Source organism: Mycobacterium sp. 852002-51057_SCH5723018, from assembly GCF_001667035.1.
Taxonomy (GTDB): domain Bacteria; phylum Actinomycetota; class Actinomycetes; order Mycobacteriales; family Mycobacteriaceae; genus Mycobacterium.
This window is the reverse complement of the sequence record NZ_LZIR01000091.1, coordinates 1-25,805: the sequence shown is the minus strand read 5'-3', so window position 1 is coordinate 25,805 and position 25,805 is coordinate 1. Positions and strand designations below refer to the sequence as shown.

At 68.2% G+C, this 25,805-nt stretch carries 20 protein-coding genes; 15 read left to right on the top strand and 5 right to left on the bottom strand.

Annotated elements, in window-relative coordinates; translation table 11 throughout:
* Positions 1 to 232 precede the first annotated feature (232 nt).
* Positions 233 to 733, top strand: coding sequence for a histidine phosphatase family protein (locus A5764_RS19335; RefSeq protein WP_067115647.1), 501 nt, complete (start codon positions 233 to 235; stop codon positions 731 to 733).
* A 1-nt stretch (position 734) separates the two neighbouring features.
* Here the strand turns inward: A5764_RS19335 and A5764_RS19330 are convergent, their stop codons facing one another.
* Positions 735 to 1,280 carry a DUF3558 domain-containing protein gene (locus tag A5764_RS19330; RefSeq protein ID WP_067115644.1) on the bottom strand — a complete coding sequence of 182 codons (546 nt, stop codon included), beginning with the start codon at positions 1,278 to 1,280 and terminating at the stop codon, positions 735 to 737.
* Positions 1,277 to 1,834, bottom strand: a complete 558-nt coding sequence (locus A5764_RS19325) for a DUF3558 domain-containing protein (protein ID WP_067115641.1) — start codon at positions 1,832 to 1,834, stop codon at positions 1,277 to 1,279. Before A5764_RS19325 ends, A5764_RS19330 begins: the two co-directional genes overlap by 4 nt.
* 133 nt (positions 1,835 to 1,967) lie before the next feature.
* On the opposite strand from A5764_RS19325, the gene A5764_RS19320 reads away from it, so the two are divergent.
* The 9 genes from A5764_RS19320 (at position 1,968) to A5764_RS19280 (ending at position 13,358) form a co-directional block, all read left to right on the top strand.
* Entirely contained in the window at positions 1,968 to 3,734 is a 1,767-nt protein-coding gene (locus tag A5764_RS19320; RefSeq protein ID WP_067115664.1) for an ABC transporter ATP-binding protein, read from the top strand.
* Positions 3,731 to 5,638 (top strand): ABC transporter ATP-binding protein, encoded by a 1,908-nt coding sequence (locus A5764_RS19315; RefSeq protein WP_067115638.1) that lies wholly within the window; start codon positions 3,731 to 3,733, stop codon positions 5,636 to 5,638. The genes A5764_RS19320 and A5764_RS19315 overlap by 4 nt, the downstream gene beginning before the upstream one ends.
* Before the next feature lie 110 nt (positions 5,639 to 5,748).
* Positions 5,749 to 6,075: a DUF732 domain-containing protein gene (locus A5764_RS19310; protein WP_067115635.1), complete on the top strand. Its 327-nt coding sequence runs from the start codon at positions 5,749 to 5,751 to the stop codon at positions 6,073 to 6,075.
* 146 nt (positions 6,076 to 6,221) lie between these two features.
* Entirely contained in the window at positions 6,222 to 6,554 is a 333-nt protein-coding gene (locus tag A5764_RS19305) for a DUF732 domain-containing protein (protein WP_067115632.1), read from the top strand.
* Between the two features lie 157 nt (positions 6,555 to 6,711).
* The gene (locus A5764_RS19300; RefSeq protein ID WP_067115629.1) at positions 6,712 to 7,434 is read left to right on the top strand and encodes a hypothetical protein; all 723 of its coding nucleotides are present in this window, start codon (positions 6,712 to 6,714) and stop codon (positions 7,432 to 7,434) included.
* A gap of 172 nt (positions 7,435 to 7,606) precedes the next feature.
* The gene (locus A5764_RS19295; protein WP_067115627.1) at positions 7,607 to 8,785 is read left to right on the top strand and encodes a BTAD domain-containing putative transcriptional regulator; all 1,179 of its coding nucleotides are present in this window, start codon (positions 7,607 to 7,609) and stop codon (positions 8,783 to 8,785) included.
* A gap of 107 nt (positions 8,786 to 8,892) precedes the next feature.
* The gene (locus A5764_RS19290; RefSeq protein WP_067115624.1) at positions 8,893 to 10,671 is read left to right on the top strand and encodes a serine/threonine-protein kinase; all 1,779 of its coding nucleotides are present in this window, start codon (positions 8,893 to 8,895) and stop codon (positions 10,669 to 10,671) included.
* A gap of 6 nt (positions 10,672 to 10,677) precedes the next feature.
* Positions 10,678 to 11,322: a class I SAM-dependent methyltransferase gene (locus A5764_RS19285; protein WP_067115621.1), complete on the top strand. Its 645-nt coding sequence runs from the start codon at positions 10,678 to 10,680 to the stop codon at positions 11,320 to 11,322.
* Between the two features lie 134 nt (positions 11,323 to 11,456).
* Positions 11,457 to 13,358 (top strand): serine/threonine-protein kinase PknH/PknJ, encoded by a 1,902-nt coding sequence (locus A5764_RS19280; RefSeq protein ID WP_067115618.1) that lies wholly within the window; start codon positions 11,457 to 11,459, stop codon positions 13,356 to 13,358.
* Between the two features lie 32 nt (positions 13,359 to 13,390).
* Here A5764_RS19280 and A5764_RS19275 read toward each other — a convergent pair whose 3' ends face one another.
* The 3 genes from A5764_RS19275 to A5764_RS19265 form a co-directional block, all read right to left on the bottom strand.
* Positions 13,391 to 13,963, bottom strand: a complete 573-nt coding sequence (locus A5764_RS19275; RefSeq protein ID WP_067115614.1) for a hypothetical protein — start codon at positions 13,961 to 13,963, stop codon at positions 13,391 to 13,393.
* 261 nt (positions 13,964 to 14,224) lie between these two features.
* Complete coding sequence (locus A5764_RS19270) at positions 14,225 to 15,457, bottom strand: adenylate/guanylate cyclase domain-containing protein (RefSeq protein WP_082951802.1); 1,233 nt, start codon at positions 15,455 to 15,457, stop codon at positions 14,225 to 14,227.
* Positions 15,458 to 15,505: 48 nt separating this feature from the next.
* Complete coding sequence (locus tag A5764_RS19265; protein ID WP_082951803.1) at positions 15,506 to 16,918, bottom strand: amidase; 1,413 nt, start codon at positions 16,916 to 16,918, stop codon at positions 15,506 to 15,508.
* A gap of 46 nt (positions 16,919 to 16,964) precedes the next feature.
* On the opposite strand from A5764_RS19265, the gene A5764_RS19260 reads away from it, so the two are divergent.
* The 5 genes from A5764_RS19260 to A5764_RS29870 form a co-directional block, all read left to right on the top strand.
* Positions 16,965 to 17,393: an HIT family protein gene (locus tag A5764_RS19260; protein ID WP_067115657.1), complete on the top strand. Its 429-nt coding sequence runs from the start codon at positions 16,965 to 16,967 to the stop codon at positions 17,391 to 17,393.
* Positions 17,394 to 17,403: 10 nt separating this feature from the next.
* Positions 17,404 to 17,853, top strand: a complete 450-nt coding sequence (locus A5764_RS19255; RefSeq protein WP_067115608.1) for a nitroreductase family deazaflavin-dependent oxidoreductase — start codon at positions 17,404 to 17,406, stop codon at positions 17,851 to 17,853.
* A gap of 109 nt (positions 17,854 to 17,962) precedes the next feature.
* The gene (locus A5764_RS19250) at positions 17,963 to 21,943 is read left to right on the top strand and encodes a bifunctional diguanylate cyclase/phosphodiesterase (protein ID WP_082951801.1); all 3,981 of its coding nucleotides are present in this window, start codon (positions 17,963 to 17,965) and stop codon (positions 21,941 to 21,943) included.
* 68 nt (positions 21,944 to 22,011) lie between these two features.
* Positions 22,012 to 24,612 (top strand): LuxR family transcriptional regulator, encoded by a 2,601-nt coding sequence (locus tag A5764_RS29875; RefSeq protein ID WP_082951800.1) that lies wholly within the window; start codon positions 22,012 to 22,014, stop codon positions 24,610 to 24,612.
* A 147-nt stretch (positions 24,613 to 24,759) separates the two neighbouring features.
* On the top strand, positions 24,760 to 25,805 hold a 1,046-nt coding region (locus A5764_RS29870), incomplete at its 3' end, for a PE family protein (protein WP_197501635.1).

Below are 25,805 nucleotides of genomic sequence, written 5' to 3'. Positions count from 1 at the left end.
GCGCCCATCAATCGCATTGCGCTGACCACACAACTCCGCCAACTCCTCAAACAACACCTCAAGACGCTCGCGAGGACTCACCACCACAGCGCCAGCAGATGCGGTCGAAGACATAACCTCATCATCGCAGCCGGCTACGACAAATTCGGTCCGTCCAATCCCCGCTTCGGAATTCGAAGAGGACGACGACGAGTGGTAGCCGTGTTGACGCCTCATTGATTAGCGTGAGTTCGTGACTGACCGGCGCACGTTGCTGCTGATGCGGCACGCGAAATCCGACTACCCAGACGGCGTCGCCGACCATGACCGGCCGTTGGCGCCCCGCGGCGTCAGGGAAGCCGGGCTGGCCGGTGACTGGCTGCGCGCCAACGTGCCCATGATCGACGCCGTGCTGTGCTCCACCGCGACGCGCGCCCGGCAGACCTTGGAGAAAACGGGTGTCGATGCGCCCGTGCGGTATAGCGAGCGGCTCTACGGCGCCACGCCAGGCTCCACGCTCGAGGAGATCAACAAGACGGCCGACGACATTGGCACGCTGCTCGTCGTCGGGCACGAACCGACGACGTCTTCGTTGGCGCTCATCCTGGCCGACGGCGACACGGATCCCGCTCTGGTGGAACGCATTACGGCGAAATTCCCGACATCGGCGATCGCGGTGCTGACGGTACCGTGCGACTGGAAAGACCTGGAACCGCGCCGCGCCGCGCTGACCGGCTTCGAAATCCCGCGTTGACCTACGAATTCGTGGCCAGCGTGAGCTCCATCAGCTTGAGGGCCTGCCCGCAGGCATCGATGCCGGGCGCTTGAGGATTGACCCACCAGCCGACGACTCCCGCCGCATTGCTGGCCACGCCGCACGCGCCGTTGGGATCGTCCGGGCGCATCACGATCGACTCGATGCCCGCGATCGAACGGTTCTCGACCTTGTACTTCAGGAAGTCGGCCACCTTGCGCTCGTTGCCCAGGCTGCCCTGCTCGAACCAGAAGCGGGTGATGTCGATGAGACCGGCCGGGTTGGCCGCCTGCCAACGGCAAATCGCGCCGACGAACGTGCTCTGAATGTCCAGCGGATCGGCGCCAACGGTCTTGGCGAGGATGTCGCTGGTCAGCACCTCACATTCCTTGAGCAGGTTCGGATATTGCTGTTGGGAGTTGTTGTTGCGCGGAACGTTCCCACCGGCCTTGACGGCGTTGCCGCCGATCGACCGCGAGCAGCCGGTCAGCACCAACAGCGTGGCGAGCAGCACGGCCGTGCCGGCGCGGAGGGTTCTTCGGCTCATTTTGAGTTCGCAATCGATTGACGGGCCAATTCCTTGGCTATGTCGCACGGCGGCGGGAACGGCTTTTGGCTGAAGCTGACCGACCATTCGATGAAGTCGTCCTGGAACTGGATCCCCACCTCGCACAGCGAGTCACCCAGGTTGGGCTCGTTGCCGACGGCGATGAAACCGCCGTGTCCGTTGATGTTGATGTCCTCGACGCTGGAGCGCGAGAGCTCCTCGGTCTTGCGTTCACGGCCGATCGGACTGCCGCGATACCAGGAAAAAGAAAAGTGCGGGCCAAGAATGCCGCCGCCCGCCAGCCATTGGCAGCCGACGGAATTTCGGGCCGTGTTGACCAGCCCGGTGACCTTGGTCAGCTCCGACACCGTCTGATCGGTGATGCCCCCGCATTGCGGGAACATCGGCCCGTGGTGGCCCTCGCCGCTCCCCGGCGTCGACGACCCCGTCGCTCCCGGTTTGTTGTCGCCGGACCCCGAACACCCCGCAATCGTCGGGATCAGAACCGCCAAGGCCGACGCCGCAATAGCGAGCGCCCTCAGGTCACGCCGCACCGCTACCTCGCCTACTGGTCACACGATGCACTGTAGCGGCAGCCCACGGGGTCAACCACCGACGCCGCGCCTGAGCAGGCATTTCGGCCCGGTGCTGGGTACCGGGAAGCCTGCCATGTGCGACAGTTACCAAATGCTCCTGGCACTGCTGCGCCAGTACATCCGGCCGTACCGCCGGCTGGTAGCCGTGCTGATGGTGCTGCAGCTGATCAGCACGCTCGCGTCGCTGTACCTCCCGACGGTCAACGCCGCGATCATCGACGAGGGCGTCGCCAAGGGCAACACCGCCACCATCGTCAGGCTGGGCATGGTGATGCTCTCGGTCACCGCACTACAAATACTGTGCGCGGTCGGGGCCACCTACTTCGGCTCGCGCACCGGCATGGGCTTCGGCCGCGACCTGCGCCAAGCGATCTTCGAACACATCACCACCTTTTCCGAGCGCGAGACCGCCCGGTTCGGGGCGCCGACCCTGCTGACGCGCAGCACCAACGACGTCCGGCAGATCCAGTACCTGGTTCAGATTTCGGGCACCGTTCTGGTGACCGCGCCGATCATGTGCGCCGGCGGAATCCTGATGGCCATCCACCAGGAGGCCGCATTGACCTGGCTGCTGCTGATCAGCGTTCCGATCATGGGCGTGGCCAACTACTGGATCATGTCGCGCATGCTGCCGCTCTTCCGCGGCATGCAGGCCCTGATCGACGGCATCAACCGGGTGATGCGCGACCAGCTGTCCGGCGTCCGGGTGGTCCGGGCGTTTGCGCGGGAGAACTTCGAGCGCGACCGGTTCGCCCGCGCCAACTCCGCGCTGTCGAATACCGCGCTGAGCGCCGGGAATTGGCAAGCGCTGATGCTGCCGGTGACCACCCTGACCGTGAACGTGTCCAGCGTCGCGCTGATCTGGTTCGGCGGCCTGCGCATCGACCGCGGCCAGATGCAGGTGGGCTCGCTGACCGCGTTTCTGGCTTACTTCACCCAGATCCTGATGGCGGTGCTGATGGCGACGATGACGCTGGTGGTGCTGCCGCGCGCGTCGGTGTGCGCCGAACGGATCACCGATGTGCTCTCCACCCGCGCCGCGGTCGAGAACCCGGCGAACCCCAAGTTCCAGCCGGGTGGAATCACCGGGGTGGTGCGCCTGGAGGGCGCCACCTTCACCTACCCCGGCGCCGATCGTCCGGTGCTGCAAGATATCTCGCTGACCGCGCTGCCCGGCACCACCACCGCGATCGTCGGCAGCACCGGTTCGGGCAAATCGACGCTGGTGTCGCTGATCTGCCGGCTCTACGACGTGACCGCCGGCGCCGTCCTGGTCGACGAGATCGACGTCCGCGACTACCACACCGAGCGGCTCTGGGCGGCGATCGGGCTGGTCCCGCAGCGCGGCCATCTGTTCTCCGGCACGGTCGCGGACAACCTGGGGTATGGCGCGGCCCCCGGACAGGTGCTGACCGACGAGGAGATGTGGGAAGCCTTGCGGGTCGCCGACGCCGACGGATTCGTGCGGGCACACGATGACGGGCTGAAAATGCGTGTGGCCCAGGGCGGAATCAACTTCTCCGGCGGCCAGCGGCAGCGGCTGGCGATCGCGCGGGCGGTCATCCGCCGCCCGGCCATCTACCTCTTCGACGACGCGTTCGCCGCGCTCGACGTGCACACCGATGCGCGGGTGCGCGCGTCGCTCGGCCAGGTATCCGGGGACTCCACCATCATCGTTGTGACGCAACGGATTTCGACCGCGTCGACGGCCGACCAGGTGATCGTCGTCGACAACGGGAAACTGGTGGGCTCGGGCACGCACGAATCGCTGCTGGCCGACTGCCCCACCTATGCGGAGTTCGCCGACTCGCAGTCGGCGGGGGCCGTGCAATCGGGTCAAGCGGGGGGCGCCCCATGAGCACGGCGGTCACCCGCGGCATCCCGCCGGCCCCGGCCGGACGCTCCCGCGACTTCTGGGGTTCCGGAGCGCGGCTGATGAAACGGCTTGCGCCGCAACGAAGCCTGACCGTCACAGTGATGACGCTGGGGATTGCCGGCACGGTGATCGGGGTGGTCGTGCCGCGGATCCTCGGGCATGCCACCGATCTGCTGTTCAACGGCGTCATGGGGCGCCAGCTGCCGGCGGGCATCAGCAAGGCGCAGGCTGTCGCCGCGGCCCGCGCCCGGGGCGACAACACCTTCGCCGACCTGCTGTCCGGGATGAACGTGGTGCCGGGACGAGGCGTGGACTTTGGCGCGGTGGCGAGGACGCTGATGTTGGCGCTTGCTCTCTATCTTATTGCCTCGCTGTTGATTTGGGCGCAGGCCCGACTGCTCAACCTGACCGTTCAGCGCACCATGGTCGCGCTGCGTTCCGACGTCGAAGACAAGGTTCACCGGCTGCCGCTGTCGTACTTCGACGGGCGCCAGCGCGGTGAGCTGCTGAGCCGCGTCACCAACGACGTCGACAACATCCAGTCGTCGGTGTCGATGACGATCAGCCAACTGCTGACGTCGGTCCTGACGGTGGTGGCGGTGCTGGCGATGATGGTGTCCATCTCGCCGCTGCTGGCCCTGATCACCGTGCTGACCGTGCCGATCTCGCTGCTGGCGACCCGGGCGATCGCGCGGCGCTCGCAGCGCCTGTTCGTGGCCCAGTGGACCAGCACGGGACGCCTCAACGCCCACATCGAGGAGACCTACAGCGGATTCACGGTGGTCAAGACCTTCGGCCACCAGGCCGCGGCGCGCGAGCAGTTCCGCCGCTTCAACGACGACGTGTACCGGGCCAGTTTCGGCGCCCAGTTCTTCTCCGGACTGGTCGGACCGGCGACGACGTTCATCGGCAACCTCGGCTACGTCGCCGTCGCGGTGATCGGCGGCCTGCAGGTGGCCACCGGGCAGATCACGCTCGGCAGCATTCAGGCGTTCATCCAATACGTCCGGCAGTTCAACGCGCCGCTGAGCCAGGTGGCCGGGATGTACAACGCCCTGCAATCCGGCGTGGCCAGCGCCGAGCGGGTGTTCGACCTGCTCGACGAGCCCGAGGAACCACCCGATCCGGAACAGAGCCCGCCGCAGCCCAACGGGCAAGCCCCACGCGCCGGCGGGCGTGTCGAGTTCGATCACGTCAACTTTTCCTACCGCCCTGGGACCCCGGTCATCCGCGACCTGTCGCTGGTGGCCGAACCGGGCAGCACGGTGGCGATCGTCGGACCGACCGGAGCCGGCAAGACCACGATGGTGAACCTGCTGATGCGGTTCTACGACGTCGACTCCGGCCGGATACTGATCGACGGGGTCGACATCACCACCGTCAGCAGGCAGTCGCTGCGATCGCGAATCGGCATGGTGCTGCAGGACACCTGGCTGTTCGACGGAACGATCGCGGAGAACATCGCCTACGGCCGGCCGGGTGCCACTGAAGCCGACGTGGTCGAGGCCGCCACGGCGGCCTACGTCGACCGCTTCGTGCACACCCTGCCGGCCGGCTACCAGACGCGGGTCACCGGGGACGGCGCCAACATCAGTGCGGGAGAAAAGCAACTCATCACGATCGCCCGCGCGTTTCTCGCCCGCCCACAGCTGTTGATCCTGGACGAGGCGACCAGCTCGGTGGACAGCCGCACCGAGGCCCTCGTTCAGCACGCCATGCGCCAACTGCGCCAGGGTAGGACGAGTTTCATTATCGCGCACCGCCTTTCGACGATCCGAGACGCCGACCTCATTGTGGTGGTGGAGGCCGGCCGCATCGTCGAACAGGGCAACCACGCCGAGCTGCTGGCCCGGCAGGGCGCCTATTACGCGATGACCCGGGCCTGACCGCACCCCGCATGGGCCGGGGGCGCCGGAAAGTCGTTGAGAATTCACCAAGGGGCCGATCCGAAGCTGAACGCGTTCAATGCCGAACCAACCAGCAAAGGATCACGACAATGTTCTCACCCCGCATCACCGCAGCCGTCGCCACCGCCATCGGCGCCGCCGCCGTCGGGCTCGCCGTCGCCGGCGCCGCGGCCGCCGGCACCGTCGACGATGCCTTCGTCGCGCAGATGAAGAGCCACGGCATCGCCTTCAGCTCACCCGACCAGGCCGTCAACCAGGGCCACCAGGTGTGCACGGAGCTGGCCGCCGGCAAGAACGCGGCCGCGATCACGATCGAGACGATGGACCGGGCACACCTGAATCCCAGGCAGGCGGGCTACTTCGTGGGCGCCGCGGCCCAGGCCTACTGCCCCCAGTTCTCCGTCCGGCTTCCGTAGTCAGCACCCCATCGCGGTGGGGGATCCCGATCACCCGGATTCCCCATCCTTGTTTGGGCTCCAAGAAGTTGTTGAGAATCCGCCAAGGGTCCGGCCCGACGCTAAGCGAGTCCCGGGGCCGAACCCACCAGCAAAGGATCGCAGCAATGTTCTCACCTCGTATCACCGCAGCCGTCACCACCGCCATCGGCGCCGCCGCCGTCGGGCTCGCCGTCGCCACCGGCGCCGCCGCGGCGGCGAGCACCACCGACGACGCCTTCATCACCGAGATGAGGGGCCTCGGCATCTCCTTCAGCTCGCCACAAGAGGCCGTCAAGGAAGGCCACCAGGTGTGCATAGAGCTGAAGGGCGGCAAGAGCGGCACCGATGTCGCAAGCGAGGTGCTGAGCCAGACCGACCTGACCACCAAGCAGGCGGCCTACTTCGTCGTCGACGCGACCAAGGCCTACTGCCCGCAGCTCTCCGGCCAGCTCACCTAGTCAACCATCCACTGCGATGGGGGATCCCGTATCTTGGTCCCCCATCCGCCATGCCAGGCAAGGGATTTGGGCTTGTGGATCACTCCAAGGATTCGTGGAGATAACGCCAAGGCCGGCATCGGAACCTTTTCTCAACGGAACGAGAAGAGGACAAACGATGAAGACCATCAACGTAGCCACAGTCGCCAAGAGCGCAGCCCTCGCGGTGGTCGCGGGCGCTCTAGGGGCCGTGGCCCTGGGTGTGGCGGGCCCGGCCAACGCAACGTCGGTCACCATGTACGGCGACCCGGTTGCCGCCGCCCAGACATGGCAGCCGCAGCAGTACGACGACTGCGTCCTCATGGCCAGCGCCGACGTCGTCGGTCAGCTCACCGGTGAATTGCCCTCTGAGGAGGCCGTCATCGCGAAGGCCCACACGACGCCCAGCGTGGCCCACCCGGGCCCGATCTACACCAAGCCGACCGGCCACGAGGACCCGAATTCGGGCGGCACCAGCATGGAGGACGTTCCGACGCTGCTGGCCCGGTACGAGGTCAGCGCCGTGCTCATCGACAACGACGACGCCTCGGCGAAGGGCATGACCGCGGGCATGGCGGGACTCGAGCGGGCGCTGGGCGGCGGCCACAAGGTGATCGTCAGCGTCAACGGCGAACTCATTTGGCAGCAGCCGGTGGAAGCGAAGGATCAGAACGGCAATCCGGTGTCCGACCACGCGGTGGTGGTGACCGGTGTCGACACCGCAAACCACATCGTTCACCTCAACGACAGCGGCACGTCCGAGGGCCGCGACGAGCAGATTCCCATGGGGCTCTTCGTTCGAGCGTGGGACACCAGCAACGACCTGATGGTGGTCACCAGGCAAGCCGGCAACCGGATCTAGGCCGCCGCCGCATGCGTGTTGCGATGAACCCTAATCTGATTCGGGCAAGCCGTCCAAGATCACGTTGGCGGAAAGAACATTTCGGCCGGCGACTCGAAGTTCCCACCGAACCCGACCGGTTGGTATCACAATCACAAGACGACGCGGAAAACGAGGAGGGCCGTTGAGCGCCATGGTGGACAAACGTCTCGAATTCGGTCTGCTCGGACCGCTGGAGATGAGCGTTGACGGCACCCCGGTGCCGTTGGGCACCCCCAAGCAGCGGGCCGTACTGGCCATGCTGCTGATGAACCGCAACAGCCCGGTCGGCGTCGACAGGCTCACCACCGCCCTCTGGGAAGACTGGCCGCCGTCGGGGGCGCGGGCGAGCATTCACTCCTACATCTCCAACCTGCGCAAGCTGCTCAGCGGCGCCGGTGTCGACCCGCGGGCGGTGCTGGCCGCGGCCCCGCCGGGGTATCGGCTGACCATCGCCGAAAACGCTTGCGACCTAGGGCGGTTCATCGCCGAGAAGACCGCCGGCGTGCAGGCGGCCGCCGCCAGCCGCTTCGAAGAGGCCAGCCGCCACCTGTCGGCAGCGTTGGCGGAATGGCGCGGGCGGGTGCTCGAGGACCTGCTCGACTTCCAGTTCGTCGACACCTTTGCCACCTCCCTCATCGAGGAGAAGCTTCAGGTCCACACCGCGAAGACGGAGGCCGAAATCGCTTGCGGACGCGCCTTTGCCGTGGTCACCGAGCTGGAAGCGCTGACCTCGGAATACCCCTACCGCGAGCCGCTGTGGGCGCAGTTGATCACGGCGTACTACCTCACCGACCGCCAATCCGACGCGCTGGCCGCCTACCGCCGCGTGAAACAAACGCTCGCCGACGACCTCGGGATCGACCCCGGCCAGAATCTGCGCGCCCTCAACGACCGCGTCCTGCGCCAGGAACCGATGGATGTCAAGAAGAACGCCATGACCACCGCCGCCGTCACACTCACCGTGCTTGATCAGCGCACGATGGTGTCCGGCGAGAAGGCCGTCGCCTATCTGCGCGAAGCCTCGGGCCGGCGCTTCCCACTGCTGGAGGCGGCCACCCGGATCGGCCGTCTCAGCGACAACGACATCGTCCTCGACACCCCCAAAGTCAGCCGCCACCATGCCGTCATCGTCGACACCGGCACCAGCTACGTCATCAACGATTTGCGGTCGTCGAACGGCGTGCAGGTACAGGGGGAACGCGTCCGCTCGGCCGCCGCGCTGCACGACGGTGACCACATCCGCATCTGCGAGCACGAGTTCACTTTCGAGATCGCGCGCGGCGAGGGCACTGAGGGCACCGCGGGGACAGCGGCCACCACCCGGAGCTGAACCGGCTTGTGCCGCAATTCTTTATCCCCTCCCCGGCCAGGTCAGTCGGTGGCCGCGTCGGGCGGTGTTGATATGGTCGGCGAGGCTGGGGTTGGTTTGGAGGATCAATGAGCGGGGCGCCGGGCTCGCGGGTGGGGTCGATGTTCGGGCCCTATCAGCTCAAACGGACGCTCGGCCGCGGCGGCATGGGCGAGGTCTACGAGGCCGAACACACCGTCAAGGGCTGGACCGTGGCGCTCAAGCTGATGTCGGAATCCGTCAGCAGCGACCCGGTGTTCCGCGAGCGGATGAGGCGCGAAGCGCGGATCACCGGTCGTTTGCAGGAACCCCACGTGGTGCCCATCCACGACTACGGCGAAATCGATGGGCAGATGTTTTTGGAGATGCGCCTCATCGAGGGCACCGACCTGGACACCTTGCTCAAGCGCTTCGGCTCGCTGAGCCCGCCGCGTGCGGTGGCCGTCCTCACCCAGATCGCCTCCGCGCTGGACGCCGCCCACGCCGCCGGCGTGACCCACCGCGACGTCAAACCACCGAACATCCTGGTCACCCGCGACGACTTCGCCTACCTCGTCGACTTCGGCATCGCCAGCGCGACCACCGACGAGAAGCTCACCCAAATCGGCACCGCCGTCGGCACCTGGAAATACATGGCGCCCGAACGGTTTTCCAACGACCCGGTGGACTACCGCGCCGACATCTACTCGCTGGCGTGTGTGCTGTACGAGTGCCTGACCGGGTCCCCGCCGTACGCATCCGACAGCGCCGGCGCGCTGGTCACCGCCCACCTGATGGAGCCGATCCCGCAGCCCAGCGCCAAACGCGTGGGCGTCCCCCGGGCGTTCGACGAGGTGATCTCCCGCGGCATGGCCAAAAGCCCACCTGACCGCTACGCCAGCGCGGGTGACCTGGCGCGCGCCGCCCACGAGGCACTCACCAACCCCGAGCAGACGCAGGCCGTCAACATCCTGCGCCGCAGCGAGGAATCGACCCTGCCGCACCTGAAAGGCGCCATCCCCGCCGCACCGTCCCCGCGCAACCCGGCCGACCCGGCGCGTTTCGCGGGGATCCCGCAGCCTCCGCCGGCCGGGAGCCCGGGCCGCGCCGCCGACAGCGCGCCGGTTCGCCGCGCGGACCAATCCTCGTCCAACCCCCCGTACTACCAGGCCGGTTGGGGCGGCCCGCCGCCGAGCGCGCCCCAACAATTCGCCGGCCCGGCGCCCTGGAGCCCCGGGAACCCGCCGCCACCGCCGCGCAAACGTAATCCCTGGCCCCTCGTCGCCGGGGCGGCGGCCGTCGTGGTCGTCCTCGTCCTGGTCGCCGTCGGCATCGCGATGCTGGGAGGCGACGACCAAGAGACCCCCAACGCGGACCGGACCACCACCACGACCGCGACCACCGCGAGGACTCTCACCACCACGACGACGCCGTACGTCCCGGCCTCCACCCCGCCGCCCGAGGCCCAAAACCGGTTGCTGTCGCTGCTGCCGGCCGGTTACCCGCCCGGCGCCTGCAAGTCCGAGGGCCAACCGATCCCGGGCGGGATCGTCTCGGTCATGTGCGGGCAAAACACCGATCCCAGCGGGCCCACCGTCGCGGAGTACGGGTTGTTCTCGGACCTCAAAGCGCTGCAGGACGCGTTCAGCGGCTTCATGAGCAGCGACACGGTCGTCAAGTGTCCGGGGGGCAAGGCCTCACCAGGCACCTGGTGGCACAACAAGGATCCCAATACCGTCATCGGCCAAATCGGCTGTGGGATGTACAAGGGCGACGAGCCGCAGGTCATGTGGACCAATCAGCAAACGATGGTGTTCGCGGTCGTCAACGGGAGGCCGCAGGGTCCGAACCTGGATCAGCTCTACACGTGGTGGACTTCGCATTCGTAGGCGCTGATGACGCTGAACTGGGACCACAACGCGTATTACCAGCGGCTGCTGTGCAAGCAGCTACCCACGTCATGCGGGCGGGTCCTCGATGTCGGTTGCGGCGCCGGAGCGTTCGCCGCCCGCTTGGCCGGCCGCGCCGAGCGCGTTGACGCGGTCGATGAGTCGGCGGCGATGATCGAGGCGGCCCGGCGGCGGGCCCCGGCCAACGTCAACTGCGTCCACGCCGACGTGATGAAGCTGTCGTTGCCCGAAGGACACTACGACGCCATCGTGTCGATCACCGCGCTGCATCATCTGCCGCTCGGCGACGCCCTGCGGCACCTGGCGCCGGCCCTTCGACCGGGCGGAGTGCTGGCCGCGGTGGTCCTGCCTCGGGCCGAGCTGCCCCGGGAGGCGCCCGTCGAAGTGGTTGCCGCGGTGGCCAATCGGGCCTTCGGCGCCGCGTTCGTGGCGCTCAGGATGGCGGGGGCGGGCAGCTGGTATCGCCTGGAGCCGACCCGTGACGCGATGCCGAAGGTTCTCGACCCGCCCCTGACGACCCGTCGGGCGCGGGAGATCGCGGCCGCGACGCTGCCCGGCGCGCAGGTGCGCCGGCTGCTGTTTTGGCGTTACCTGCTGCTATGGCGGCGGCCGCTCGAGGCGCCCGCCTAATGTCGTCGTTATCCTGCGGCGGCACTGCGGGGCCTTTACCGTCATGATTGCTGAGTCGGGGCTTCGGGCCGGCCGTTCGCGCTGCAGATAGTTGATAGGGTCGGCGGGTCTGGGGTTGGTTTGGAGGGTCATAGATGAGTGACGCGCAGGCCTCACGGGTCGGCTCGATGTTCGGTCCGTATCACCTGAAACGGCTGCTCGGCCGCGGTGGGATGGGCGAGGTCTACGAGGCCGAGCACACCGTCAAAGAGTGGACGGTGGCGGTCAAGCTGATGTCGGACACCTTCAGCAAGGACCCCGTGTTCCGCGAGCGGATGAAGCGCGAGGCCCGCATCGCCGGCCGTTTGCAGGAACCCCATGTGGTGCCCATCCACGACTACGGCGAAATCGACGGCCAGATGTTCATGGAGATGCGCCTCATCGAGGGCATCGACCTGGACAACGTGCTCAAACGGTTCGGCCCGCTGACCCCGCCGCGGGCGGTGGCCATCATCACCCAGATCGCCTCGGCGCTGGACGCCGCACACGCCGCGGGGGTGATGCACCGCGACGTCAAGCCACCCAACATTCTGGTCACCCGCGACGACTTCGCCTACCTGGTCGACTTCGGCATCGCCAGCGCGACCACCGACGAAAAGCTGACCCAGCTGGGCACCGCGGTGGGCACCTGGAAATACATGGCGCCCGAACGCTTTTCGAACGACGAGGTCACCTACCGCGCCGACATCTACGCGCTGGCGTGCGTGCTGCACGAGGGCTTGACCGGATCCCCGCCCTATCGCGCCGACAGCGCCGGCACCCTGGTCACCGCCCACCTGTTGAACCCCATCCCGAAGCCCAGCGAGGTGCGCCCGGGCGTCCCCAAGGCCTTCGACGCCGTGATCGCGCGCGGCATGGCCAAGAAACCGGAGGACCGCTACGCCAGCGCCGGCGACCTAGCCCTGGCCGCCCACGAGGCGCTGTCCGACCCCGATCAGGACCACGCCAACCACATCGTGCGCCGCAGCCAAGAGGCCACCCTGCCCGCCACCGAACCCGGCACCATCGCCGACCCCGGGCCCACGATGGCGGCCACCCCCGCGGCCCCGGCCCAGCCGCCGGCGAACACGCCACCGCCCACGTCCGATCCGCGCGGACCGGTGCCCTACCCCGCCGCGTCGGGACCCGGTTCGGGCCCGATGCCACAAGCCGCCCCAACGGGGCGGCCCTGGGCGCCCGACAGCGGCCCAATTCAAGCCGCCAGCCAATCCAATCCGCAGTATTACCAAGGCGGAGGCGGTAATTGGGCCGGCCCACCGCAACAATTCAGCGGTGCGACGCCCTGGAACCAGCCACCGTCAAAACCGAAACGCAACCCCTGGCCCATCGTCGCCGCCGTCGCCGTCGTCATCGTCCTCATCGTTGGGGGCGTGGGCGTTTGGCTCCTTACCCGGCCCAAACCGGGGCCGCCGCCCACCGAGCCCATATCGGCCGATCACCTCAGCTCGCTCCTGCTGGACCCCTCGGATGTCAACTCCGTCATGGGCTCCTCGAGCATGACGCCCGGCAAGCCGATCACGTCGATGGACACTTCGTCGGCGACGCTGTCGTTGCCGAACTGCCAGGGAGCGCTCTACACCAGCCAGGATCCGGTGTACGCGGGCACCGGCTACACCGGGGTGAACGGGCTGGTGTCCTCGGAACCGGGCGACAACTACGACCATTGGGTCAACCAAGCCGTGGTGGCGTTCCCGTCCCCCGACAAGGCCAAGGCGTTCCTGCAGGCCTCGGCCGACAAGTGGAAGGCCTGCGCCGGCAAGACGGTGACCGTCACCAACAAGGGCAAGACCTATCGGTGGACGTTCGCCCAAATCATCGGCAGCCCACCCAGAATCACGGTGATCGACACCCAGGAGGGCGCCGACGGCTGGGAGTGCCAGCGCGCGATGGGCCTGGCCAACAACGTGATCGCCGACGTCAACGCGTGCGGCTACCACATCACCGATCAGGGCGGGCAGATCGTCGACAAGATCGTCGCTAAGATCGACAACCAATAGCAGGCCGCGAATGCCCCAAGGGGCACTAGCGCTTACGACTGAAGGTCGGGCCCTTCTGCGCGCAGATCGTCGACCGCCGACATGGCGTCGCGCAGCTTGGCCAGCCATTCCTCGGTGTGTTCACCGACCAGCTTGACCGACCAGGCGAGCGCGTCGGCGCGGGACCGCGCGACGCCGGCGTCGACCAAGGTGTCGAGCACCTGACGTTCCGGTTGCTTCAGCCGCGTCATCACGGGGACGGCGATGTGGGTGAACAGGATTCGCTCGCCTCCGACTTCCACGCCCCAGGAAACCTTGCGCCCGTAGCGATCCTGGGCTTCGTCGGCGATGCGCATGCGCTCGGAACGGGTCTCTTCGCGGAACCGCGAGACGCGACCTTCGGCGCGGGCCTCGCTCTCCCCTTGTCCGGAGCCGTCGGGCTCGGGCAGTTTGCCGATGACCGTGATCTCTTCGCGGTCGACGATAACCGTGGGGTCGCCGTCGAACCAGGCTTCGGGTAGGCGTCCGGCGAACCATTCGGCGGCGCCGGTCGCGTCGGGCTGCTGGGCTTGCTGCCAGCCGCCGGGGCGGCCGTAGCGCCGCCCGTGTGTGTGGTGCGTTCTCATGATTACATGATTACACCGTTACACGTGTAAGGGAATGGCGTTCACCGGCGGCGAACGTCGAATTGCCTCCGCCCACCCGCACCGGCCATGCCAAAACCGTTGATATGCGCTGTTCGGAGTTGTATTTTTGGTAGCGAAGCAGGCCCGGAAGCGACCGATTCAAAGCGCCGGAGAAGGGGTAGGAAGCCGGCCGCGTATCACCCGCGCAAGACGGAGTGAACGCCCCCTAGTGTCGCCCGGGCCTGCCCATGCGTGTGGGGGTCAGTCGCCGTCGGCAGAGCCGTTGCCGCGGCGGATCCGAAAAAGCTTCACTTCGTTTCCGATGCCCTTGAGCCGGCGCGCACCGGCGAATGATCCCTGGAAGCCGGCGGTTTCGCGCATCTCGTCAAGGGCCTCCCAGACCGAGTCCGCCGCCAGCACGGTACCCGGCCGTGCCACCCCGGTGACGCGGCTTGCGATGTTCACCGGGCTGCCGAACCAGTCGCCGGCCCGGCTGACCGCCATGCCGCAGGCCACTCCCGCGCGCAACCGGGGGAAGTCGTTGTCGGTGTCGACGGCGTCGACGAGCTTGAGGACGACGTCGAGCAGCGGCTCCGGATCGGGGCAGACGAACATCACCGCGTCGCCGATCGTCTTGACGAACCGCACCGGCGGGATGGTCATATCGCGGGCCAGGTCGGCCAGCCGGTTGGCGAGATGGCCGAGCTCCTCGGGCGTCACCGCTTCGCCGAGCCGGGTGAAGCCGACGAGGTCGGCGAAGGCGACAGTGATCTGGCGCGCTCCCGGCAGTGGTTTGCCCGCGGCCCGCTCCCCGGCGTTGACGGCCTCGGTCTCCATCATGTGCCGCAGCTGCATGAAGAGCATGTCCTGGATCATCGGCCCGAGTACCGGCGCGATCTGGCTCACCAGCGCCTTGGATGCCTTGGCGATTTCCAGCTCGGTGGCGCCGGGTCGCATGATCGCCGACAGCGCCGTGTAACGCATGACTTCGGCGGCGCGCGAAAGGCCTTCGGCGAGCACCCGAACCACGAGCACCACTTGATCGGGATCCAGGCCAAGCGCCACGAACCGCTGGGCGTACGCGGCGGCTTCACCGTCGGCGCGCATGTGGACGACCGCGTCGGGGTCGTCGACCCGGGCAAGGCCGATGGCCCGCTGGACCCGCTGCAGCAGCGTCAGGTCGACGCCGAAGGTCTCGCTGATCTCGCGGGTCGACACGTAGGTGCCGTCGTCGCCGATCAGGTGGCGGGTGGCCAGCAGCAGGGGCGGGCTGGTCGCGCGGATCTCGTCGGCGGTGATGCCCTGCTCGAGCAGCCAACCGACGAGTTCGGCCCGCTCGGTGCGTGCGATGCCCTCGAGCCCCTCGAGCAGATCGTCGATGTTCTTCTCGGCCCCGCTGTGACCGTCGTCCACGTCGTCAACGTACAACGCGGGCGGGTATTGATGTGACTGATGAGGGAGTACCGGCGGTTGCCTTCTATGAGCCCGGCTCATGTTGTGCCGGCAGGGGTGAAACCGGCGGCCTGGCGGGCGATCTCGCTCTCAAGACACCGGCGGACGGCGGTGGGCCCAGGGCCTGGCGGCTTCGATCTGGGCGGACAGCGACAGCAGCGTCGCTTCGTCGTACGGCCGGCCGACGAGCTGCACGGCGATCGGCAGGCCGTCCCCGTCGAAGTCCCACGGGACGGCCGCGGCGGGCTGCCCGGTTAGATTCCAGATCTGCTGGTAGGGCACCCGTTGCGCGACCGCCAGCAGCGTCCACACGGCCCCGCGGCGCTGGTAGGCGCCGATGCGGGAGGGTCCCGTCGCGTTGCCGGGCGTGACGACGACGTCGACGTCGTCGAAGATCGACTGGATCCGCGCGTTCAGCGCCGGCTCCGCCTCGCGGATGGCCGCCATCCGCCGGTCGGAGAACAAGCCACCCGCGCGCGCCAGGTTGCGGGTGCGGGCCTCCAGACGTTCCGGATGGGCCTGCGCATCGGCGTCGTCGCAGATGCCGCGCAGGTAGCGGGGCAGGTAATTGGTCATGGTCGCCGAGGCCGGATAGTCGGGATCTCGGGTGATGACCTCGTGTCCGAGATCGCGCAGCAACGCGCCGGCCTGGTCGACCGCCGCCAGCTCCTCCTTGCCGATCCGCACCGGCAGCGGCGTTGGGACCTTGGTGCTCAACGCGATTCGCAATCGGCCGGGAGGACGCGCCGCCGCGGCCGCGAACTCGCCACTCGGGCCGGACACTTCGGAAACCGTGGCCGTCGCATCCAAGAACAGCGCCGCGTCCAGCACCGAACGGGCGAGCGGGCCGTTGACGCTCAGCCCGTACCAAGCCTCGTCGTGGGGTTCCAAGGAGACCCGATCGCGTTGCGGCTTCAGGCCGAACAGGCCGCACCAGATCGCCGGGATGCGAATCGACCCGCCGCCGTCGGACCCCAGCGCCAGCGGGGCCAGCCCGGCCGCCACCGCGGCGGCGCTCCCGCCGCTGCTGCCGCCCGGGGTGCGCTTGAGGTTCCACGGGTTGCGGGTGGACCCGAACGTCAGCGACTCGGTATAGGGAAACATCATCAGCTCGGGCACATTCGTCTTGCCCATGATCACCGCGCCCGCGGCGCGCAGCCGTCGAACCACCTCGGCGTCGGAGGTCACGGCCGGGCGGTGTCCGCCGCTGCCGTACGTCGTCACCTCGCCGGCGACGTCGACGTCGTCCTTGATCGCGATCGGCACCCCGAGCAGCGGCAGCCGCTCCCCCGCGTCGAGGCGGTCCTGTGCCACGGCGGCTTCGTAACGCGCCGTGTCGGCCAGCACCGCCCGGTAACAACGCAGCTCGGTGTCGAGGCGCGCGATCCGTTCCAGGTAGATTTCGAGCAGCTCGGGTGCGGTCAGTTCGCCGTCGGCCAGCATCCTCGCCTGTTCGGCGGCGCCGGCAAAGGCCACCTCGCGGGCCACCTCGCGAGCGTCCACTGCGGCAGCGTATCGCCCGATTGAGCCGGCCAGTACCGTGGGCGACATGTCCTGCGTGTTCTGTGCGATCGTCGCCGAGGAAGCCCCGGCCCTGCGAATCTACGAAGACGACGGGTACCTGGCGATCCTCGACATCCGGCCGTTCACCCGCGGTCACACGCTGGTGGTCCCCAAACGCCACACCGTCGATCTGACCGACACCCCGCCGGAGACGCTGGCCGACATGGTCACCATCGGGCAGCGGATCGCACGCGCCGCCCGCGCGACCGAGCTGGCCGACGCGACCAACATTGCCATCAACGACGGCCGCGCCGCCTTCCAAAGCGTCGGTCACATCCACCTGCACGTGCTGCCGCGGCGCAACGGCGACAAGCTTTCGTTCGCCAAGGGGCTGCTGCTGCGCCGCGACCCCGATCGGGACGCGACCGCGCAGATCCTGCGGGAGGCGGTCGCCCGCATCGACGCGAGTCAGTAAGACTGGGCTCATGAGCAACCTGAGTCCGCTAGAACAATTCGTGCTCGTGCCGTTCCTGCGCTTGCACGACACCATCTACCGCAAGACCGACGGCCGGATCGGACACCAGATACCGGGGATGCCGCCCAGCCTGCTGTTGCACACGACCGGCGCGAAGACCGGCCAGCCGCGCACCACGACGCTGACCTACGCGAAGGACGGCGACTCGTACGTGGTGGTCGCCTCCAAGGGCGGCGACGAGCGCCACCCCGGCTGGTACCACAACCTGCGCAAGCGGCCTGACGTGGAAATCAACGTCGGCCCGAAGCGAATCGCGGTGACCGCCCGGCAAGTTGGCCCCGACGATGCCGACTATCCCCGGCTGTGGGAGCTGGTGAACAAAAACAACGCCAACCGCTATAGCGGCTACCAGAGCCGGACGTCGCGACCCATCTCGGTCTTCGCGCTGACGCCGCATTGATATTGCCAGGTAATAGACCCCGGGAGCCGCGCGGCGGTTTACTCTGCTGTAACGCGCGGTGAAGCGTTCCATCCGTTCACCGCAAAGCGTGGGATCGGCTGGAGCGGCAATGACACGCTGGAGGGGAAATCCGTGGCGGCGGTTCGGGCTGCCCGCGGGTCTCGGCTGGCTCGTCGCCGGGGGCTATGGTGTCGCGGCTGTGGTCGTGGTGGCGTCGTCGGTCGTGGGATGGAGGGGCGCCTACACGACCCGTCCGGTCGACGAGGCCGCCTCGGAGCTGTGCGTCGTGTTCGCGGCGGCCTGTGCCGGCTACGCGGCCCGGCACGGCGCCGGGCGCCGCAGATTCGGATGGCTGGCGCTGATGGTGGCCCTCCTGGGCTGGGCGGTGGGCGAGCTCATCTGGGCGGTCTATGAGGTACGCCCGGAAGTGGAGCACGCCCTCCACCCGGCCGCGGCCGAGGCCGCGTTCCTGCTGTACCCGATCGGCGCCATGGCCTCGCTGGTGCTGCTGTCCCACCTGAGCCGGCACAGTCCCCGGCGCTTGGTGCTGGACGGCCTGATCGTGGCGACGTCGCTTTTCGTCACCTCGTGGGTGTTCGTCCTCGACAAGCAGTTGCGCGAGGACAGCGGCTCGCGGCTCGCGACGCTCACCGAGGTGTTCGCCGATGTCGTCCTCCTGACGACGGCGATCCTCATACTGTCGCGGATCCGTTCCAACGACCTGCCCAGCCGCGGCGTGCTGGCCGCAGGAATCGGGACGATCTCCCTCTGCGACATCGCGATCGTTTTCCAGACCGGGGTGGGCAGCTATCACCTGGGTGATCTGGCCGACGTGGCCCGGGTGGCCGGATTGGGGCTGATGGCGCTGGCCGGCCTGACCAGCGTTTACGAATCGCCCACGGCGGCGTCGAGCAATGAGATCCTGTCCCCCGCCCTGCTATGGCTGCCCTATCTCCCGCTGCTGCTGGCCGCCGCCGTCGGGCTGGGCCAGGCGGTGGGCCTGATGCCGCACGGGCCGCTGCTCGCCGCGCTCGGGATCCTCGTCGCCGCGGTGCTGGCCCGGCAGTTCATCGTGCTCGTCGAAAACCAGGGCCTATTGTCCGAAGTCGCGCGGGAAGCGTTTCGCGACAGCTTGACCGGCCTGGCCAATCGGGCCCAATTCCTGCATCGATTGGAGGAAGCCGTCGCCCGCCAACGCCGCGACGGAGCACCCCTCGCGGTGTTGTGCCTCGACCTCGACAACTTCAAATCGGTCAACGACGCGTTGGGCCACCCGGCCGGCGACGAGCTCCTGGTCCGGGTGGCCGGGCGGCTGACCGCCGCGCTCGGCGAGATGGGCATCGTTGCGCGCCTTGGCGGCGACGAATTCGCGGTGCTCATCGAGGCTTCCGTCGAAGAATCGCAAGCGGCCGCGCAACGGGTTCTCGAAGCGTTCGGTCCGGTGATCGTGATCGACGGCGTTCCCATCGCGGTCCGGCCGAGCATCGGCTTCACCGTGGCCGCCGCCGACTCGAACAGCACCGTCGATCAGCTCCTCCGACACGCCGACCTGGCCATGTATACCGCCAAACGCGAAGGCGGCCAATGCATCCGTGGTTTCATGCCCGACCTGCCCTTCCCCTATACCTTCTCGCAATTCGCCGATTCCGACGTCCCGGCCTCGGCGGACCGACGGGCGCAGCGGGCGCCCGCGGTGCCCTGGGGCCGGGCCTTTGGCAACGACACCACGCTGGCACGGTCGCTCAAGCCTCTCGCCGATGCCGCGACGGCGTCGCGAGAGCGGACGCACGAAGACCACGATGGCATTCGGTGGCCACCGGTGCCGATCCGGATTGCCATGGCGGCGTTGGCGATTGGCGTCGTCACGTTCGCCGTGACGAGTGTGCTCGACCCCGCCGCCAGTCAGAGCGTGTTCTTCGCGAAAAACCTGTACACCGTGCTGAATCTGTCTGCGGCTGCACTCATTGCGGTCCGCGCTTACCGCGTCGAGGCCGACCGTTGGGCGTGGAGCCTGATCTCGGCCGGCATGACGTTGTCGGCTATGGGTGACGTCGTCTACGCCATCTGGGTACCGGTCCCGAAATCGCCATCGGTGGCCGATCCGGAATACCTGGCGTTTTATCCCCTCGTCTATGCCGGACTGCTGCTGCTCATGCGGTCGCGACTCAAGCAAGTGCCGATTCCGATCCGGCTCGATTCCCTGGTGTGCGCGCTGGCCGCGGCCGCGGTGGCCGCCGCACTGAGGGCGGGACCCATGCACGCGGCGGCCACCCGCGCACCGACGACCGTGCTGGTGGGCCTGGTCTATCCGTGGGGGGATGTGGTCCTGTTGGCGCTGGTCGCCGGCATAATGCCAATCCTTGGCTGGCGCAATGGAATCCGCTGGGGCCTTCTTGCCATGGGGTTTATCGGGTTCGCGGTCGCCGACGCGGTTTATCTGTTCGAGACCGCGGACGGGACATACCGGGTGGGCACCACGCTGGATGCCATCTGGCCGGCGTCGTCGTTGCTGGTGGCGATGGCCAGCTGGGCGCCTTGGACGATGACGGCGCCGGCACCCCGACGCGCGCTCGGCTCCTACACCGTGCCGGTGGCGTGCACGGTCGCGGCGCTGGGAGTCGCTGTCCTGAGCCACGACTCGCGGGTCGCGACGACCCTGGCGGCGCTGAGCCTGGTCGCCGTCGCCGCCCGGTTCTCGGTGACCTTCCGCGACGTCAGCATGTTGGCCGAGAACCACAAGCAGGCGATGACCGACCAGCTGACCAGGCTGCCGAACCGGCGCTCGCTGGCGACGGCACTGACCGCGCTGTCCGGCCCCGACACGGTCGGCCGGCCAATGCCGGTGACGGCGGCATCGTCACGGCGGGCACTGCTGCTGTTGCACCTCTATGAATTCCAGGAGTTCAACGACTCGGTCGGTCGCCACTTCGGCGATGAGCTGTTGTCCCACATCGCCAAACGGCTTGCAGCCAGCGTGCGCCGCGAGGATCTGCTTGCGCGCGTGAACGACGACGAATTCGCCATCCTGCTGGCCGAAGGCTCGGACCTGATCGCCGCGCGGGCCCAGGCGGGTCGTTTGCTTGAAGCCCTCAGCGAGCCGTTTCGGCTCGATCCGATGACGGTGCAAGTCGACGCCCGCATCGCGATCGCGCTGTGTCCCGACCACTGTGACCATCCGCAGGAGTTGCTGAACCGCGCCGAGACGGCCCTGCCGCACGCCAAATCCGCCATCAGCAAGATCGGGGTGTACGACTCCGCGTACGAGATGTACCGCGACAACGACCCCAACCTCGTCGACGAGCTGCGCGCCGCACTGCTCGACGAGAACCAGCTGACGGTGCATTACCAGCCCAAGATCAACGCCGGCGACGGCAGCGTCCACAGCGTCGAGGCGCTGCTGCGCTGGCAACACCCCAGCCGCGGGTTGCTGCTGCCGGAGGAATTCCTGTCCGCGGCCGAACGCGCCGGGCTGATGCGCAAGGTGGCCAACCGCACCATCAGCCTCGCGCTGCAGCAGATCCGGTCCTGGCGCGACGAGGGCATGCCGCTGACCGTCGCGGTGAACCTCTCGACGACCAACCTGCTCGACCTGGACCTGGTGAGCACGATCGAACGGCTGCTGCGCACCCACGACCTGCCGCCCGACGCGCTGATCGTCGAAATCACCGAGAGCGCCCTCGTCGACTCGGCGCGCTCCCGCAATACCGTCGCCGCTCTGCAGCACCTGGGCGTTCGCATCTCGCTCGACGACTACGGCACCGGGTGGTCGTCGCTGGCCCGCCTGCAGGACGTCTCTGTCGACGAGCTGAAACTCGACCGCATCTTCGTGGCACGCCTGGCCCACGACCCGCGATCGGTTGCCATCGTGCGCTCAACGGTCGCGCTGGCGCACAGCCTCGGCGCCGACCTCGTCGGCGAGGGCGTCGAAGACGAGGTCACGTTGAGCGCGCTGCGCCGCTACGGCTGCACCATCACCCAGGGCTTCGTGCACAGCCCGCCGCTGCCGCCCGACGAGCTGCGGGCGTGGATCGCCATCCATGCGCCCGCCACGCGCTCCAGCCGATCGGAGGAGGCGGGGGTAACCGACTGAACTGGATGGGCGCGATCGCGGAGTCGAATGTCGAGACGCAAACCACTATGCCTGGCTAACATTCTCCTGTGCTCGACCACTGGCCGATGATCGGCCGCGATCAGGAGATCAGCGAGATAGTGCGCTCGATCGCCGATGATGCGGTGCGGGGCGTTGCGCTTGCGGGCAAAGCTGGAATCGGTAAGTCGCGGTTGGCTCGCGAGGCCGTGGCGGCGGCCGCGGCGGCCGGGTGGACCGTGCGAAGCATCGCCGCTACCGCGACGAGCCGCCCGATTCCGCTCGGCGCCTTCTCGCGGTGGACCGATGATGTACAGAGCGAGCCTTCTGCGTTGGCGCGCAGAGTCATTGAGGCATTGACCGACGGCACGGGACCGGACCGCCTGGTGGTGTTCGTCGACGATGCCCATCTTCTTGATGACCTGTCCGCGCTCGTCCTGCACCAACTGGTGCACTCGCGGGCCGCGGCGGTGATCCTCACGATCCGTACCGGCGAGGCGGCCCCGGCCGCGGTGACGGCGCTGTGGAAGGACGGCCTGCTGCGCCGGCGCGAAGTAGAACCGTTGACCCGCAACGAAATCGACGACCTGTTGGCTGCGGCCTTCGGGGCGGCCCCGGATCAGCAGTGCGCGGGCAAACTCTGGCACCTCACTCGCGGAAACGTGTTGTTCCTCCGCCAGCTCGTCGAACAGGAATACCGAAGGGGACGGATGGTGAGCCAGCAGGGCGCCGTGCGCTGGCTCGGGAACACCGCGATCTCGGGATCCCTTGCCGAACTGGTGGACGCGCAGATCGGCGCCATCCCCGGCGACGTGCGTGACGTGGTGGATCTGGTGGCCGTTTCCGAGCCCATCGACTGGCACTGCCTGAGACTGATCGCCGACCAGGACGCCATCGAAGCTGCCGAACAGCGCGAACTGATCCGGACGTCCGGCGACGAGGTGTACGTCGGTCACCCGTTGTATGCCGAGGTCCGCCTGAATCGTTGCGGCTCTTCGCGGTTGCGCCGCCTCCGCGGCCAAATCGCCACCACGATGAAGGACGGCGGACGTCCCTCAAAGGTCGTCAAGCGGGGACTGCTGTGGTTGGAGTCCGACCTTCCCCCCGAGCCGGACGTGCTGTTGTCGGCCGCCACGGCCGCGAGCTCGCTGCTCGACTTCGAAACGGCGGAGCGGCTTTTCACCGCAGCCGCGGCCACCGGTATCGGCGCGCAGGCGCGCATACCCCTGGCCTACTCACTGTTCATGATGGAAAAGGGTGAACTCGCTTTAGAAGTCCTCGACGGCGTGGAGGTCGACGAAGCGACCGAATCCGCATTCATCAACGACGTGGTGATGCGTGCGTCAAATCTGTTGTGGGGGATGCGATCACCGGAGCGGTCCTGGCGGCTCATCGACGATGCGCTCAAGGCCTCGCACGGGCCGCGGCGGCAACAGCTGCTGGTGTTCCGCGCCAATCAGCACGCGCTCGCGGCGCGGCCGGTTGAGGTCCTCGCGACCATGGCCGATGTCGATTATCAGGACCTCGACCAGTACGGCGCGACAATGGCGTATAGCGCCGAGAGCATGGCCTATGGCGAACTCGGTCAACCCGATCAGGCCGTGGCAAAGGCCATCGAGGCCGACCAGGCGCTCACGCAGAGCGAGCAGGGCAAATTCCTGCGTCAGACGTTGACCGAGTTTCACACGTTCGCCCTGGCGGCGGCGGGACGCGTCGCCGAAGCCGTCGAGGTGGCCGAACAACACCGCCGCGCGCACCACGAAGAGCCGGCGGACGTACGGGCGGTGGCAAGGGAGATCCTCGGCATGGTGATGTTGGCCGCCGGTGACCTCGCCGCGGCGCTGCGGCATCTGCCGCATGAAGTCGATGCCGAGATGGCGAGCAGTTTCCACGTGGTGAACAGCTTCCACCGGTTCCACCTGCTGCGTGCGCAGGCGCTGGCCCGGTCCGGCGATTCCGATGCGGCCGGTCGTGCGCTGGACACCGCCCGGGCACATCGACATCCGGCCTACGTGTGGGTCACGTCCACCGAACTGCTGACCGAGGCGTGGCTGGCGGCGGCCCGCTCGCGGCCCACCGAGGCGCGCCGGCTGGCCCGCCAGGCGGCGGACTTCGCGCGCGATCACGATCAACTCGCCCGCGAGGTGTGGTGCTTGCAAACCGCGGTGCAATTCGACGACGCGGATGCGGCCGCTCGGCTGGCGGAGCTGGCTGAGCGCGTGGAAGGGCCGCGCGCCGCGGCGGCGGCCCGCTACGCCGCGGCGGTCAGCGCCGATGACGCCGGCGAACTCGACTGGGCCTCAGCCGAATTCGAGGTCATGGGCGATATGCTGGCCGCGGCCGACGCCGCCGGCCAAGCCGCGACGTCACATCGGCGGGCGGGCCGGGCCGGGAGCGCGCTGACCGCGGCGGCGCGCGCTTATCGGTTAGCGACCGCGTGTGGCGGCGCGACCAGCCCGGCGATCAAGGCGGCCTCCTTCGCGCCGCCGTTTTCCAACCGCGAGCGCGAGATCGCGGTGCTGGTGGCGCAGGGCCTGTCGAATCGCGAGATCGCCGAGGCGGTGTCGCTGTCCGTGCGGACCGTCGAAAGCCACATCTACCGCGCGAGCACCAAGGCCGGGGTCAGCGGGCGTTCCGGGCTCGCCGAGATGATGCGCGCCGCGGGCGGCTGATTTTGACTTTTGCAGTAGTCCTTCGCTGATACGCGCGGAAATTGCAGTAGTCGGTCCCGGATCGAACCGACGCTTGGCTGCCTGATCATCACCGTGAGGTAGTGGCGGCAAACGACGCCACCGCGCGAGCGATGTATGGAGCCCTGGATGTCGTCTTTTGTGGTCGTCGCACCGGAAGCTTTGGCCACTGCGTCAGCGGACTTGGGCGGCATCAGCGACGCGATCAGGCAAGCGACCGCGGCAGCGTCGTGGTCGACGACGGGAATCGTGCCCGCGGCTTCCGATGAGGTGTCGACGGCGATATCCGCGCTGTTCGGCGAGTACGGCCAGGCGTATCAGGCGCTCAGCGCGCGGGCTTCGGCGTTTCACGACCAGTTCGCGCAGGCACTGAGTGGCGCGGGTTTTTCGTATGCCGCTGCCGAGGCCGCCAATGCGTCGCCGTTGGCGTCGGTGCAAGACGGCCTGCAGGCCCTGGCCGCCAGTCCCTTCACGCCGGTCCTGGATCTGACCGGACGCCCGTTGTTCGGCAATGGCGCCAATGGTGCGCCCGGTACCGGTCAGGCCGGCGGTGGGGGTGGCTGGCTGTTCGGTAATGGCGGCAACGGCGCGTCCGGTGCGCCGGGACAGGCCGGCGGTAAAGGCGGTGACGCCTTCCTGTTCGGCAACGGCGGCCTCGGCGGGGCCGGCGGCACCGGCACCACGGGTGGCACCGGGCTGGTGGGTGCCACCGGCGGCAGTGGCGGCATTGGTGGCGTCGGCGGGGCCGGCGGCAACGCCGGCCTGATCTACGGAAACGGCGGCTCCGGCGGGCACGGCGGTATCGGCGGGGTCGGCGGCACGGGCGGCACCGGCGTTACTGGCGCCACCGGGATCGCCGGCGTCAACAACGGGCTGGGCGGCGACGGTGGCACCGGCGGTGACGGCGGCACCGGCGGCACCGGCGGCGCGGGCGGCGTCGGCGGTAAAGGCTCGGCTATGGGACAGGCCGGCGGCAACGGTAGTGGCGGTGACGGCGGTACCGGTGGCGCTGTCGGAACACCCGGCGACGGCGGCGCCGGTGCCGCGGGTACTGCTGCGCACCCCGATGGCGGCATGGGTGGCAACGGCGGTAACACCGGAGGAACCGCGGGTGCCGGCGGCAGTGGCGGGGCGGCCGGGGGTGCCGGTGCCACCGCCGGGGCAATGGGTGGGGC